12 protein-coding genes and 1 pseudogene are annotated in these 15216 nt (G+C 37.5%); 1 reads left to right on the top strand and 12 read right to left on the bottom strand.

Going from position 1 to position 15216, the window contains the following annotated elements; all coding sequences use genetic code 11:
• Positions 1–14: 14 nt before the first annotated feature.
• Positions 15–2660 (top strand): PBP1A family penicillin-binding protein, encoded by a 2646-nt coding sequence (locus QDN89_RS00840; RefSeq protein ID WP_280768184.1) that lies wholly within the window; start codon positions 15–17, stop codon positions 2658–2660.
• Positions 2661–2785: 125 nt separating this feature from the next.
• Here the strand turns inward: QDN89_RS00840 and QDN89_RS21980 are convergent.
• The 12 genes and pseudogenes from QDN89_RS21980 to panB all read right to left on the bottom strand — a co-directional run.
• Positions 2786–3013 (bottom strand): annotated as a pseudogene (locus QDN89_RS21980) (YpoC family protein); the annotation flags it as partial.
• A 197-nt stretch (positions 3014–3210) separates the two neighbouring features.
• Positions 3211–3873, bottom strand: a complete 663-nt coding sequence (gene nth, locus QDN89_RS00845; RefSeq protein WP_280768185.1) for an endonuclease III — start codon at positions 3871–3873, stop codon at positions 3211–3213.
• Positions 3873–4592, bottom strand: coding sequence for a DnaD domain-containing protein (locus tag QDN89_RS00850; RefSeq protein WP_280768186.1), 720 nt, complete (start codon positions 4590–4592; stop codon positions 3873–3875). Before QDN89_RS00850 ends, nth begins: the two co-directional genes overlap by 1 nt.
• Before the next feature lie 217 nt (positions 4593–4809).
• The gene (asnS, locus tag QDN89_RS00855) at positions 4810–6099 is read right to left on the bottom strand and encodes an asparagine--tRNA ligase (protein WP_280768187.1); all 1290 of its coding nucleotides are present in this window, start codon (positions 6097–6099) and stop codon (positions 4810–4812) included.
• A 325-nt stretch (positions 6100–6424) separates the two neighbouring features.
• Positions 6425–7606 carry a pyridoxal phosphate-dependent aminotransferase gene (locus QDN89_RS00860; protein WP_280768188.1) on the bottom strand — a complete coding sequence of 394 codons (1182 nt, stop codon included), beginning with the start codon at positions 7604–7606 and terminating at the stop codon, positions 6425–6427.
• 147 nt (positions 7607–7753) lie between these two features.
• The gene (locus QDN89_RS00865; protein WP_280768189.1) at positions 7754–8257 is read right to left on the bottom strand and encodes a cell wall elongation regulator TseB-like domain-containing protein; all 504 of its coding nucleotides are present in this window, start codon (positions 8255–8257) and stop codon (positions 7754–7756) included.
• A gap of 10 nt (positions 8258–8267) precedes the next feature.
• A complete protein-coding gene (locus QDN89_RS00870) occupies positions 8268–8441 on the bottom strand; it encodes a YpmA family protein (protein ID WP_280768190.1) in 174 nt (57 codons plus the stop codon).
• An 83-nt stretch (positions 8442–8524) separates the two neighbouring features.
• Positions 8525–9829, bottom strand: coding sequence for an amidohydrolase (locus QDN89_RS00875; RefSeq protein WP_280768191.1), 1305 nt, complete (start codon positions 9827–9829; stop codon positions 8525–8527).
• 7 nt (positions 9830–9836) lie between these two features.
• Positions 9837–12665, bottom strand: coding sequence for an ATP-dependent DNA helicase DinG (gene dinG / locus QDN89_RS00880; protein WP_280768192.1), 2829 nt, complete (start codon positions 12663–12665; stop codon positions 9837–9839).
• Positions 12666–12970: 305 nt separating this feature from the next.
• Positions 12971–13354, bottom strand: coding sequence for an aspartate 1-decarboxylase (gene panD, locus QDN89_RS00885; protein ID WP_280768193.1), 384 nt, complete (start codon positions 13352–13354; stop codon positions 12971–12973).
• A gap of 15 nt (positions 13355–13369) precedes the next feature.
• Complete coding sequence (gene panC / locus QDN89_RS00890) at positions 13370–14221, bottom strand: pantoate--beta-alanine ligase (protein WP_280768194.1); 852 nt, start codon at positions 14219–14221, stop codon at positions 13370–13372.
• Positions 14214–15059: a 3-methyl-2-oxobutanoate hydroxymethyltransferase gene (gene panB, locus QDN89_RS00895; protein WP_280768195.1), complete on the bottom strand. Its 846-nt coding sequence runs from the start codon at positions 15057–15059 to the stop codon at positions 14214–14216. The genes panC and panB overlap by 8 nt, the downstream gene beginning before the upstream one ends.
• Positions 15060–15216: the final 157 nt, after the last annotated feature.

Raw genomic sequence — 15216 nt, forward strand, 5'->3', positions numbered from 1 at the left:
AAGGAAGATGAATCATGTCTGAACAATATTCTAGACAAGAACGTAAGAAAGCAAAGTCAAAAAAATATTCACAATCACCAAAGAAAAAAACGAACCGAAAAGGGTTAATGAAAAAAATATTTATCGCATTAGGAGTGATGCTCCTTGTGATGATGCTCGTAGGTGCTGTCGCTGTTTTCTCTATCATGCGAGGTGCTCCGGATTTAGATCCGGATAAACTTTCATTAGCTCTTAATCCAGAAATTATGGATATGAATGATGAATTGATCACGACACTAAATGCCGCAGAAAATAGACGCATGGCTAACATTGATGAAGTACCTCTAGTTTTAAAAGATGCCGTTCTATCTGTGGAAGATGCTCGGTTTTATGACCATTTCGGAATAGACCTTCGTCGTATCGGTGGAGCAATAAGGGCTAATATCACTGGCGGTTTCGGAAGTGAAGGAGCTAGTACGATCACCCAGCAAGTGGTGAAAAATTTGTATTTTGATTTTGATAAAACAATTACAAGAAAACTTCAAGAACAATATTTAGCAGTCAGGCTCGAACAGCAATATACGAAAGATCAAATTTTAGAAATGTATATGAATGCCATTTATTTTTCTGATTCAAGATATGGAGTTGTCGAAGCTTCCAATTATTATTTCAGTAAAGATTTGGATGAATTAAATATTGAAGATGCAGCATTGTTAGCGGGAATTCCACAACGACCGAATGCTCATAACCCTTTTAATCATCCTGAGGCTGCCGAAGAACGACGTAATACTGTCATTAATCGTATGCTTAATAATGATAAAATTACAGAAGAAGAAGCAAATGAAGCAAAAAGTATTCCTGTTGAAGATCAGCTTCAACGATCGGAGCGACAAAATAATCAGTTCCAATCATATATTGATCAAGTTCTAGATGAAGTGGAAGAAATCGACGGCATTGAAGCAAGTGATATATATACTGGTGGACTAAAAATCTATACGAACTTAGACCAAGACTTACAAACTCATATGGAACAAGTAATGCAATCTAACATTGAATTCCCTGATGAATTATTTCAAGCTGGTGTTACCTTAATGGAAACGAAAACAGGGGAAGTCAGAGCGATAGGTGGCATGAGAAAGCCAGCAGAAGGCGTTAGACAATGGAACTGGGCAACGAACCCCCGTAGACAAGCGGGATCATCTATTAAACCGATTTTAGATTATGGTCCTGCTATTGATGAATTGCAATGGTCCACTTTTCATCAAATCGTTGATGAACCATACACCTATTCAGATGGAGAAACGCAAGTTCGAAACTTTAATCGTGATAGCTACAGAGGTTCAATCTCTATGCGAGAAGCACTAAGAGATTCACTAAATGTTCCAGCTGTAAAGGCGTTACATGAAGTTGGATTAGATAACGCTCAAGACTTTGGCCAAAGACTAGGTATTCCGTTGGAAGATATGCAAGAATCTTATGCATTAGGCGCAAACGAAGTGTCTTCATTTCAAATGACAGGCGCGTATGCTGCTTTTGGTAACGGTGGAGAATACAATGAACCACACACCGTTAGAAAAGTAGAATTTCCTGATGGAGAGATTATCGAATTAGCGCCTGAACCAGAACAAGTCATGAATGACTATACGGCTTTTATGATATCAGATATGCTAAAAGACGTTGTTCAATCTGGAACTGGGACAGCAGCTCAAATTCCTGGTCTACCTGTAGCCGGGAAAACAGGATCAACAAACTTTACTGAAGATGACAGAAATGACTATAACATCCCTGATTCAGCTATTAGAGATGCTTGGTTTGCTGGTTATACAACCGAATTAACAGCAGGTGTCTGGACTGGATATCCAAGTGCTGCTGACGGTCAAATCATTATGAATAATAATGAACATCAAATATCAAGAGAAATATTCAAACAAGTGATGACTTACGCTCATGAAGGTCGAGATACATCTGATTTTTCTCAGCCTGATTCTGTCGTTCGAGTTGGCATAGAAAAAGCTACAGGACAACTACCAAGTGATTTCACACCTGAAAGTGAAATCGTTCATGAGTATTTCGTAAAGGGAACAGAACCAACAGAAGTATCTGAGGAATTTGAAGAAGCAGACCCTGTTCAAGGACTGACAGCTTCTTATAATGAAGAAGAACATGCTATCTTCATTGAGTGGAGTTATCCGGAAGACTTACGAGATGATTTCAGCTTTAAACTAGAAATACGTGACGGACAAAGCGAAGACTATCAATTAATTGACATTACAAAAGACATGCAATATGAGATAGGAGATCCAGATTATGGAGAAACTTACTCGATTCGAGTGACTGCTATCGCAGATGATAATGAAGATTTAGAAAGCGATCCGTCTTCCGTTGAAGTGAGAATTCCGGAAGAAGAGGAAGAAGAAGAGGAGGAAGAGCTCGAAGAAGAGGAAGAGGAAGAAGAACCTGAAGAAGACAACAATAATAATAACAACAATGACAACAATGAAGAGCCACCCGAGAATAATAATGGGAATAATGGAAATAACGGAAACGGTAATAACAACAACAATGGCGATAACAATAACAATGAGAATAACAATGGAAACAGTAATAATAATGGAAACAATGACGATAATAACGATGATGACGAACAGACTAATAACGACGAGCAAAACAATAATAGTTAATTTTAAAACCACTATGGCTCCTAAGCCATAGTGGTTTTATTTTAGGTAATGCGCCCACTTCTTTCTAGATTCGTTTAAAAGTTGCGTTAAAGTTACAAATGAATGATGATGATCAATGGACGATATCATAGACGGGCTATGATATTCACCGGTGAAAATGATAGATTATTTATATAATCAATGATGTCTTTCTCTTTCAGGGAAGTCACCGGCTCTCCTCCTACCCAATGCATCATTTGTACACAATAAGCGGTATACTGAATCATAATCGGACGAGCTTTATCACGATCTCTTTCTTTGTAACAACGTTTTAATAAAGGAAAAGCTTCTTTGTCCCAACGATCCAACAAAACTTTTACAGATTTATTAGGTAAAAGCCAAGGTTTGTCATTTCATCCGGATAAATTCAATGACTGCACTATATCATCATAAAAAAGGACCTCAACTGATTTTTCAGCAAAAAAACGACATCGTTCATTTAACACAAACGATGTATTGTCACCAAAAAAAGGTTTTACAAGAAAAGGTTTAGGGATGTTTCATTCATTAATCATCCTACTTCTATGCCTTGTTTTTTTAATCTCTTTTTGCCTTCCCTACATATATCTACTAAAGGACATTCTCTGCATTTCGGTGATTGTGACTTACAATGATATCTCCCAAAAAATATCATTCGATGGTGAGTCACGGACCACTCATCTTTCGGTACTTTTCTCATCAATGTTTTTTCAACTTCTAATACAGAATCTTTCCACCGGCATATACCTAACCTTTTACTTACGCGCTCTACGTGAGTATCAACAGCAATTGCTGGTTCATTAAATGCAACAGACGCAACAACATTGGCAGTTTTTCGACCAACACCTGCTAGCTTTACTAGTTCCTCTTGCTGTCTAGGAATCTCTCCATCATATTGATCAATTAACGACTGCGATAATTTTTTAATGTTTTTTGCTTTGCTCCGAAATAATCCGATCGATTTTATATCTTGTTCAAGTTCCTCCAACGGAACTTCAACATAGTCTTCTGGCGTTTTATACTTATCAAATAGTTTTGGAGTCACTTTATTAACTAGTACGTCTGTCGCTTGTGCAGAGAGGACAACTGCAATCGTTAATTCAAATGGATTCGAGTGAGTCAGTTCGCATTCTGCTTCTGGAAACATTTCTCCCATTTTATCTAATACTATTTCAATTTGCTTTTTAGCTAACATTAATTTTCCTCTCCTTCAAGCCAATTGTAACCAGGATGACGTTTTTTTGGAACGGAAGCATCTTTCCTTTGATATCGTTGGGAAGGTTGATGATGGCTACGGACTTTTTCTCCATGTATTTTTGCTTGTTCCACTGTTTTAACACCGTTCTTTTTCCAATCAAATAAGATACGATCAATATATCGAAAGTTCATTCGTGATGATACGACGGCTTCTCTCAACGCAGCTTCAATGATATGAGCTTCATGCTGATCATCATCTATCCACATGGAAATCATTTCCATTTCCATCGGTGACAATGGTCTAGCAAATTCTTGTTCAAATCTCTGAAATAATTGACCTTCTTGAACCTTTTTGTCATCTGTTTCTTCCTCTAAGTCTTTTTCATTTAAAAATAAGTGCAATTTTTCAAATAATGGTTCAATAGAAATAGCTTCAAATATTTTTTGCTCCGTTGCTTTCACTTCAATAATTTCAAGAAAACGGTGAGATAATAGCTGTTTTAATTGTTGTGTACACTCCTGTTCAGTCAGCGTCATTCGATGAATTAAATCCTCTGGTGTTGGAAAATCGTGACCTTCTTGGTGGAACTGGCGAATATGAATCAATATCAAAAACTGTATATCCGTTAATCCTAAATCTTTATAATGTTTAAATAGAAGTCCTGGCAATGTCATTGGTTTTTCCATTAACAGTTGAAAACTTAAGTCATTTTTCATCCTTACTCACCTCTCTTTCTTATAACTAGATATGAAGCTATTAAACAAGCTGATTGCTTGAACATAGGTAACAGTTTTTTATAAAGATTTGAATTTACGTTGCGACTTCGCTTTTACCGAGGGAACATTCTTGGATTACTTGCGCCGATCTAACGACACTGATTTAGTATGGAAAAGAAGAAAGACCCCTTCAACAAGAGGCCTCCCTTTCAAAACATCATGGATACAAGCGATTTAATAACCGTGGAAATGGAATTGTTTCTCTAACGTGCTCTGTTCCACAAATCCAACCTACTGTTCGTTCTAATCCTAGTCCGAATCCTGAATGGGGCACGGAACCATATTTTCGAAGGTCTAAGTACCAACGATAAGCGTCTTGAGAAAGGTTATGTTCATCATACCGTTGTTTTAGTAATTCTTCATCATCAATACGCTGACTTCCACCAATAATTTCCCCATATCCTTCTGGAGCAATCAAATCTGCACATAAAACGACATCGTCTCGAGTTGGATGTGGTTTCATATAAAAAGCTTTGATATCTTTAGGATAGTTCGTGATAAATACTGGTTTATCATATTTTTCAGCAATTGCTGTCTCATGTGGAGCACCGAAGTCTTCTCCCCACTCAATTTCATAGCCTTCTTCTTTCAAGAACTCAATAGCTTCATCGTATGAAATTCTTGGAAAAGGAGCTTGAATATTTTCTAATTTCGAAGTATCACGCTCTAGAGCTTTTAACTCAAGTTTACAATTAACGAGTACAGATTGAATGACATAACTAACATAACTCTCTTGCATGACTAGACTTTCTTCATGATCCATAAAAGCCATCTCTGGCTCGATCATCCAAAACTCAATTAAATGTCTTCTCGTTTTAGATTTTTCCGCACGGAACGTCGGTCCAAATGAAAAAACTTTACCTAAGGCCATGGCTGCTGCTTCCATGTAAAGTTGTCCACTTTGAGATAAATAGGCATCTTCATCAAAATATTTCGTATGGAACAAGTTTGTTGTTCCTTCGGCAGAACTACCTGTTAAAATTGGTGGATCCACTTTTACGAATCCATTCTCATTGAAAAATTCGTAAGTTGCACGTATAATTTCATTTCTCACTTTCATGATCGCATGCTGACGCTTAGATCTGAGCCATAAGTGTCGGTGATCCATTAAGAATTCTGTTCCATGTTCTTTCGGTGTGATCGGATAATCGCTCGATGCATGAATCACTTCAATGCCGGTAACGGATAGTTCATACCCTGATGGAGCACGGTCATCTTCTCGAACAACTCCTGTCACATAAAGGGACGTTTCTTGCGTCAATTCTTTGCTTTGTTGAAAAACTTCTTCTCCAACTTCCGCTTTGACTACAACTCCTTGAATAAAGCCTGTCCCATCTCTTAACTGAAGAAATGTAATTTTCCCACTACCTCGTTTATTTGCTAACCATGCACCGATCGTTACGGATTGTTCTACATGTTTTCCTACTTCTGAAATCGTCGTTTTCACGTTATTCCCTCCAACAATCTATATCTTTTCTTTTGTCTACCCTGAAAATAATAAGTAACGGAAGACCTCGACTCCCTTTCCTGGGGTCTATTCACGAGCTTCCGAAGGAGTATCAAGACAAGGCTTCTCCCTTTTACAAAACAACTAGCGTTGACGTTCCTCTTATAACGGATATTTACTAACCTTTTCACTACGAGATACTCACTCCGTCATCAATTATACCTTTCTCAGAAAAAAGAAGTCAATGATATGTATGGGCTGACAATTTGGTTTAATTTACCCTTGAGATAAATTGCCCTTTAATTGTCAGCCTGTCAAGTATTAATTAAGAGTTCTTTTCTACGAAACGACGGATTCGCGTTAATGCTCCTTGAAATTGATCAAGACTTGTTGCATAAGATAAGCGAATATTATCTGGCGAACCAAATCCACTACCCGGAACAACTGCTACTTTTTCTTGCTCAAGTAAAGCTGTTACCCAATCATCCGTTGTATCATATGGGCTATTATCAACTGCTTCTTTCACATTAGGAAAGAAGTAGAAAGCGCCTTGAGGTTTTACACAAGAGAACCCAGGAATGTCATTTAGCTCATTATAAAGTTCATTTAAACGTGATTCAAATGACTGACGCATATTTTCTACCGATCCATCGTCTTCTCTATAAGCTGCGATTGCACCATACTGCGACATAACAGCAGGATTAGAAGTTGTGTGACTTGCAACGTTGGACATTTTTTTAATAGCTTCTTTGTTCCCTGCTGTGTAACCAATTCTCCATCCTGTCATAGAATGAGATTTTGATACCCCGTTGACGATAAACGTTTGTTCTTTCAATTCAGGTGATAGTTGTGCAATCGAAACATGTTCTTTCCCACCATAAACCAACTTCTCATAAATCTCATCTGAAACAATGATGACGTTATTTTTCAGACAAACGTCACCGATTTCTTTTAGCTCATTTTCATTATACATGACACCAGTTGGGTTGCTTGGTGAGTTGATGATGATCGCTTTTGTTTTTGGAGTAATCGCTTGTTCCACTTGTTCTTTTGTTACTTTGAAATCATACTCTTCTTTCCCTTCAACAAAAACAGGCTTGCCACCTGCGACTTTTACTTGCTCAGGATAACTCACCCAATAAGGTGTTGGAATAATCACTTCTTCATCTTCTTGTAAAATGGTTTGAAACAGCAAAGACAACGAATGTTTTGCTCCACTTGTTACGATGATTTCTTCATTGGAATAATCTAACCCTTGATCTTGCTTGAATTTATCAGAAATAGCTTTCTTCAAATCTGGTAATCCTGCTGCCGGTGTATATTTTGTATGACCGTCAAGCATCGACTGATAACTTGCTTCGATAATATACTTAGGTGTGTTAAAATCAGGTTCTCCTGCTCCTAATCCAATTACATCGTGACCTTCTGCCTTTAACTGTTTTGCTTTTGCTGTGATTGCTAATGTTGATGATGGTGTAATGGATGTGACTCGTGAAGAAAATTTCATAATAATCGCTCCTTATATTTATTCAGCTTCTTTAAACTACGTTAATAGAATGAAGTCAGCTGTTTTTAATATTAGTTATAGTGACATTTGATGGTTTAATAGGACGCAGCAATGTAGCATAACTGAGCCTTGATTTTAGAATTCCGTTTATGAAAGAAATTGATAATGGCGAATGTAAGTGCCATCGGCAAACGTAATGTAATAAAAAGAATGACGCTTTTCATCATCAATATAGTTCACCTCATAAACTGGTGTGGAACCAATCATCCCTAATCGAACCGATTTTAACCGATCGATAGTTATGTCACTTTGCGCAATATCAATTGCCTCTTGCTTCGTGAGTCCTTCAGAATGCTGTCTCACTTCAATATTTATTTCATCTGAATCATCATCTGCTTCTTCTGTTTCTTCTACCCATATGTAAATATCCTCTCCATCAGCATCAATAGCGTCGATGACTTGATAGGAACGACGTCCATGGTAATAATCTACTCCTCTAACTTCTGAAAAATCAACTGTTTGTTCAGCTAAAGAAATTGCGGCATCCTGCCTATCTCGAATCGGTTCGGCTGTCATATCATAAAGATAATAAGATATACCTACTAACACCGCAATGAAAATAACTGATATAGAGATGATCCATGCTTTCATCACTCATCCCTCACGTTTCATAAATAGTAAAAATCATTTTTTCTTTTTCTTCCTCGTCTAAAGCTAAACCAAACATCAAGTCTCTTTCCTTTAATGTTTTATTTAGTATAGTTACAACTTTATATAGGTCGTCACACTTGTTCACTTTAACCGTACTTAACGTTCCAATGTTCTTATCAACCAAAGTGATTCCTCCTAAGCAAAAAGAAATTAATTTGCTAAACGGTATGCACATTATTTTACCATATAAAATAAGACATGTTAGATTTAGACGAAATTTTTTAATTTTTCATTTGCAAGAGAAATAATTCTCTCTTCATCAAAGTTTATTAGTTGTCGGTTACGATAAACGGCTTCACCATCGATGAACGTATCTGTCACATCGCTTCCTTTTGTTGCATAGATTAAATGCGATAAAATTCTTGATTCATCCCAAGGCGTAAGGTGGGAAACATTTGGATCAATCATTATAAAATCAGCTTTGTAACCTGCCGTGATTTTACCTATGTCGTGTAATTGAAGAGCTTCAGCACCTTTATGCGTTCCCATAGCTAACGTATCGAAACTATTTGTAGTCGCGGGATCTTCCTTTACTCCTTTATGAATCAATGCTGCCATTCGCATTTCTTCAAACATGTCTAAATTGTTGTTGCTAGCCGTTGAATCTGTCCCTAGAGATACTGTTATTCCTTTGGCCTGCATTTGAGGAATAGGTGCTATTCCAGAACCAAGCTTTAAATTACTTACTGGATTATGGGAAACAGCAACATTCCGATCTTTTAATATACTGATTTCTTGTTCATTTACGTGAACACCATGCGCAATCAAACAAGGTTGGTCGAATAGGCCCAGTTCTCCTAAGTGAATGACAGGACGCTTTCCATATTCTTTTATATGTTGTTCCACTTCGTTTCTCGTTTCAGAGACATGTGTATGAACCATCATTTTTTCCTCTTGAGCCGTTTCTGCTATTCTTCTTAAAAATGACGGAGGACACGTATATGGTGCATGAGGAGATAATGCAATCGAAATTTTACCTTCGTTTGCTCCATGATAATGTTTAAAGAGTTGAACAGACTCTTTTAACTTGGATTCTTGTTCTTCTTCTGAACAAAGACCAATCATCCCTCTACAAAGAGTCGCTCGTAATCCTTTTTTCATAACAACATCCGCAATTCCATCCATATGTAAATGATACATATCTAAAAACGTAGTCGTTCCAGACTTAATCATTTCCATCATTGCCAATTCCGCTGCAACTAAAACCGTTTCTCTATCAAACCTCGATTCATTAGGCCACATCACTTGTTTTAACCACGTCATTAAAGGGATGTCATCTCCAGCACCACGAAGGAGCGAGCTTCCTAAATGACCGTGCGTATTGATTAGCCCTGGCATTAACCATTTTCCATTCCCATTTATTACTTCATCTGCTTTTCTTAGTTCTTCAGCAGTAGGTTTTCCTTTAGAAACTTTTTGAAATAAGTTTCTCTCTACGACAACGTAACCATTGATCCGTTCATTTTCATCGTTCATCGTTACAATCGTTACTGAGTGGATGATTTTTCGCATCAAAAAGTCACTCCTTATTTACGTTTTCTATCAGATTTGGTTGAAACCATTTCTCAATTCTATCTTCCATTTCACTCATAGATTCTTCTATAAGTGGGATATCTGGCAACGATTTTGTGAATGACTTTCCGTAACGAGTATTCACAATCCTCCGATCTAATACGACGACTATTCCTCTGTCTGATGAGCGACGAATCAACCGACCAAACCCTTGTTTAAAACGAAGAACCGCTTGAGGTAAGGCAAGTTTCATAAATGGCGATTCTCCTTCCTGTTTTAACCTATCAGAGCGTGCCTTAAAAACAGGATCATTCGGTGGACTAAAAGGTAACCTAGCCATGACAATCGCACTTAAATCACTGCCTGGAATGTCAACACCTTCCCAAAAGCTACTCGTCCCAAGTAATATGGCCTGATCAAACTGTTGGAAGTTTTTCGTTAACTTCGAGCGACTTTTTGTTTGTACACCTTGAGCAATAAGCATAAAAGAATCATCAAACATCGTTTTAAGTAAACGGTACGTTCGTTTCAACATATCATAAGACGTAAACAATACGAGCATTTTCCCTTTTGTAACATGTGCAATACGAAATATCTGCATCGCTGCCGCTTCAATATACGCTTCTTCTCCAGCTTCTTGAATCAATGGCATATCTTCAGGCACCATAAAAGATACTTGCGTATCCCATGCAAATGGAGAGTCTACTTGCTTCGTTTCCACAGGAAAGTCTTCTAACCCTAGCCGCCGCATCATGTAATTGAACTTACCATTCACCGTTAATGTTGCCGATGTTAATATGACACGATCTTTCTTTGCGAAAAATTTATCAGCCAACTTTTCTGAAATATCAATCGGGCACCCTTGAATGGAAATAGATTGCTTAGGTCCTCGAGTTTCTAACTCTAGCCAATATACGGAATCCTCTTCATGATAAAGTACTAATTTATGAAAATTGACGTACTGCTGTTCCAATTGGCTGTAAATCGTGTACAACCAGTCCAAATCCCCTTGATCTTCACTTGAAGAAAGGTTATCTTGAATGACATCTTCCAGTGATTGCAATATATGATTTAATTTTACAAAAAGTTGCTTTACTACCACATCACATCGCTTGGCAGCTTCCAATACTTTGGACCATAAGTCATCATTTGGATGAATCACTTTTGATAAACGTCCAGTTTCATTTTTTCCTGACATACTTTTAGTAATGTATTGATTAATGAGTAAAAATAAATCGTTCCATTCTTGACGCAATATTTTTGCATGTTCTTCTATTTGTTTACTCTCATTTATTTGTTTTTCATCTAGGCGATTCCTCAGATTTTCTGGAAGCCAAGGTCCTTTTTCTCTACTAGTTAAATCATTTAACAATTGAGTCAACGTTAAATAGTCTAATTTATCCCCAAATTGTCTTGTAGCCGTATCTTCTAAATGATGTGCCTCATCAATAATCAACGTTGAATAGCCTGGTATTAGCTGATGGTCAGCTACCAAATCCGAACAGAGAAGGGAGTGATTTGTCACAATGATATCGGCCTGTCTTGATTTTTTTCTTGCTCGTTGATAAAAGCATCGAGAAAACCAAGGACAACTAGGTGAGGAACATGAAGATCCATCACTTGCAACTTCACTCCAAAACCTTGTATTCCCCGCTGCTAAACTTAGTTCTTCTACATCTCCGGTTGTTGTGGAAGTTAACCATACAAGAATTTGTGCTTTTGATAACGATCGATCATAAGAATCTGCTAAATCATTGTGTAAGAGGTTCTCAAATTTTTGCAAACATAAATAATGACTTCTTCCTTTTAAAAGGGCGCTTCGAATTGGAAAAGAGAGAATGTCCTGTAATACTGGGAGTTCTTTTTTTACAATTTGTTCTTGAAGCTGAATCGTTTCGGTACTAATAACAACCGATTCTCCATGTTTTAACGCATAAAGAGCGGAAGGAATCAAGTAAGCTAACGTTTTTCCTGTTCCAGTACCTGCCTCTACAAGCCCAATGCTATTTTCTTGAAAGATACGGTCGATGAATTCCACCATTTCCACTTGACCACTTCGGCGTTCATATTCAGGAATCAGGGTTTTCATATGATCTTCATTATTTAATGTTTGTTTCAAAAATTTCTCCACAGACGGTATATCTGCTTCCGCTCTTTCTTGTTCGTCAAACGATGTTTCGTGTTTTAAAGCAATCCCGTGAAAGGCATCAAAATCGTCTTCTTTGACTGTCATTTTCTTATTGATCCATATCATTAAGATTGAACCAATATCGCTTTTAAGATCTTTAGAAATTCTTTCTAATTGTTGAAGTGTTAACAATGGTAGTTTCGAAAAGGTTTGGAAGATCTCCATCAATAATAATGCTGTTGCCTCCGCATCACTATCAGCGCGATGAGGCTCCAAATGGTTCATCTGGAAACTTTCGGCTAATTGTGAGAGACGAAAACTATCTTGTGTAGGAAAAGCAATCCTTGAAAGTTCTACGGTATCAATCATCGGACCTTTAAAAGGTGGATAGCCTGCATCTTCTAGTGCCTCATTTATAAAACCCATATCAAATTCTGCGTTGTGAGCTACGAAATATGCCCCATCTAAATCTTGCAATAATTTTGGAGCCACTTCTGCAAAACTTGGGGCATCTTCTACGAATGATTCACTTATATTTGTTAACGATTGGATAAATGAAGGAATCGATCTTTCTGGGTTTATGTATGTGGAATAACGGTGAACAATTTCTTCTTGCTCCACCACTGAATAAGCTAATTGAATAATTCGATCTCCTCGAGAATATGCCACTCCAGTAGTTTCAACATCGAGGACGACAAAGCGGTTCATAACATTACCTTCTTTCACTAGTCTGAATCTTCATTGAAAACAAAATCACCATGCCGATGGTTACTATTCGCTTTCATGAAATATATCATGGAGTAGGAGTACCCCTATTATTGTAGCATGAGATCGCCTGACAATCACCTGCCCTCCATCGATTAGATAAAATGAAAATTTTTAAAAAAGGAGTCTCACTATGTATAACTGAGGAATTCGCTCTTATGAAAAGGCTGTCTATTTTTCTGGCACGTTTGTTATCAATATCCATGTAAGATTGTGAAAAAACGCAAGGCGTCTGCCTTGCGTTCCCATTATCTATAAGTAGCTGCTGGTTCCGTTCCCATCATTTCAATAATATCATTGTCTTCATTTAGAATAGCCACTTTTGGAACGTGCGAGTAACACTCTTCATCTTGGAGCCATTGATAAGCGATAATAATCACTTTGTCACCAGGTTGGACTAATCTTGCTGCCGCTCCATTCAGGCAAATCGTTTTCGATCCTCTTGTACCTGCAATCGTGTACGTCTCTAATCGTGCTCCGTTATTATTGTTTACTACTTGCACTTTTTCATTTTCAAGAATACCGACAGCTTCTAATAAATCTTCATCTATCGTTATACTTCCGACATAATTTAAATTTGCTTCTGTCACCGTAGCACGGTGAAGCTTTCCACTCATCATTTCACGCATCATACGATTTGACCCCTCTCAGTTTTGTTTCCAAGTAATATTATCAATTAATCTCGCACGTTCATAATGAACGGCAACCGCCAAAATTATCTTACCTTCTAGTTTATCTATCGCCGTTAAATCTGGAAAACGCAATACTTGAACGTAGTCAATTCTCCCAGAAAGCTGAACTTTCAATTGTTCAATCGTCCATAATTCTAATTCAGCAGCTGACGTCATTTGTTTATCTTTTGCTAGTTGTTTTGCTTTCTTTATCGTTTCATATATTTTTGGAGCTTCCTTTCTTTCTGATATCGTTAAATTTACATTTCGCGAACTTTTAGCTAATCCATCATTTTCTCGAATAATTTCAACAGGAATGATCTCAATGTTAAAATGAAAGTCATTTACCATCCTTTGAATAACAGAAACTTGTTGAGCATCTTTCATACCAAAAAATGCTTTATCTGGTTGAATAATTTGAAATAATTTCATAACAACAGTTGCTACTCCATCAAAATGCCCTGGTCGACTAGCTCCGCATAAAACGTCAACGCCATGATGAACATTTAATGAAACACTCATCGGTCTAGGGTACATTTCTTCAATACGTGGATAAAAGAATACGTCTACGCCATGTTTTTCTGCTAGAGCTTTATCTCGTTTTTTATCTCGAGGGTAGTCTTGAAAATCTTCTCCTTCTCCAAATTGCAGCGGGTTTACGAACACACTCATGACAATGTAATCTGATTTTTGTTGTGCTCGTTTAATCAAAGATAAATGGCCTTCGTGCAAAAATCCCATCGTTGGTACAAAACCAATGTTGTATCCTTCTTTTTTTTTAGATTGCGTCCATTGATTCATTTCTTGGAGAGTATTTATTTCAATCATCGCTTTTACTTCCTCCATACAAGTGGTTACCCGTTTGATCTGTTGGCTGAAATACATGTGCTTTTTCGGGAAACGATTGATTTTTCACTTCGTTGGTGTATTGTTGAATTGACGTTTCAATCACTTCAGCAATGTTGCTATATTGTTTCACAAACTTTGGTACATGACCTGAGTAGTAACCAATAACGTCATGATAAACAAGCACTTGTCCGTCCGTATATCTCCCTGCTCCAATACCTATCACAGGTATTGTCAGTTGTTTTGATACTTCTGTAGCAAGCCCTTCTGGAACACATTCCAAAACGAGCATCGAGGCTCCAACTTCTTCAACGCGACGGGCGTCTCGCAACAATTGTTCTGCTTCTGAATCTTCTTTTCCTTGTACTTTATATCCCCCAGTCACTCCGACAGTTTGTGGTGTTAGACCTAGATGACATACAACAGGAACTCCACCATGAACTAGTTTTTCTGTCTTATCTAGTACTGCTCCGTTTCCTTCCATTTTTATAGCATGAGCACCACCTTGTTGGATTAATAGCCGGGCATTTGTAAATGCTTCTTGTTCTGAAGCATGATAGCTTAAAAAAGGCATATCAGCTATGATAAACGTATCTTTTGCCCCTCTTTTAACCGCTTTTGTATGGTGAATCATATCTTCCATCGTCACTGGTACCGTTGACTCATAACCAAGAACAACCATTCCTAACGAATCTCCTACTAAAATGGTATCTACGGAAGCTTTTTCTGCTAGTTTAGCGCTAGGTGCATCATAAGCTGTCAGCATAACAATTCGTTCTTGCTTTTTTTTCATCTTTTTAAAATCAGCAGTGGTCTTCATTTTTCAGCTCCTTTTTAATCACAAAATAAAGGGTTGTGGATATGGACCTATGATGAACGACCAAGGAGGCAAATACGTTTCTCCTTAACTCTAAAAAACCTTCTTCCCGTGGGAAGAAGGTTTTTAATCGTCAACATTGAGCGAAAGCATGCCTCAA

Source organism: Salipaludibacillus daqingensis (genome assembly GCF_029891575.1).
Taxonomy (GTDB): domain Bacteria; phylum Bacillota; class Bacilli; order Bacillales; family Salisediminibacteriaceae; genus Salipaludibacillus; species Salipaludibacillus daqingensis.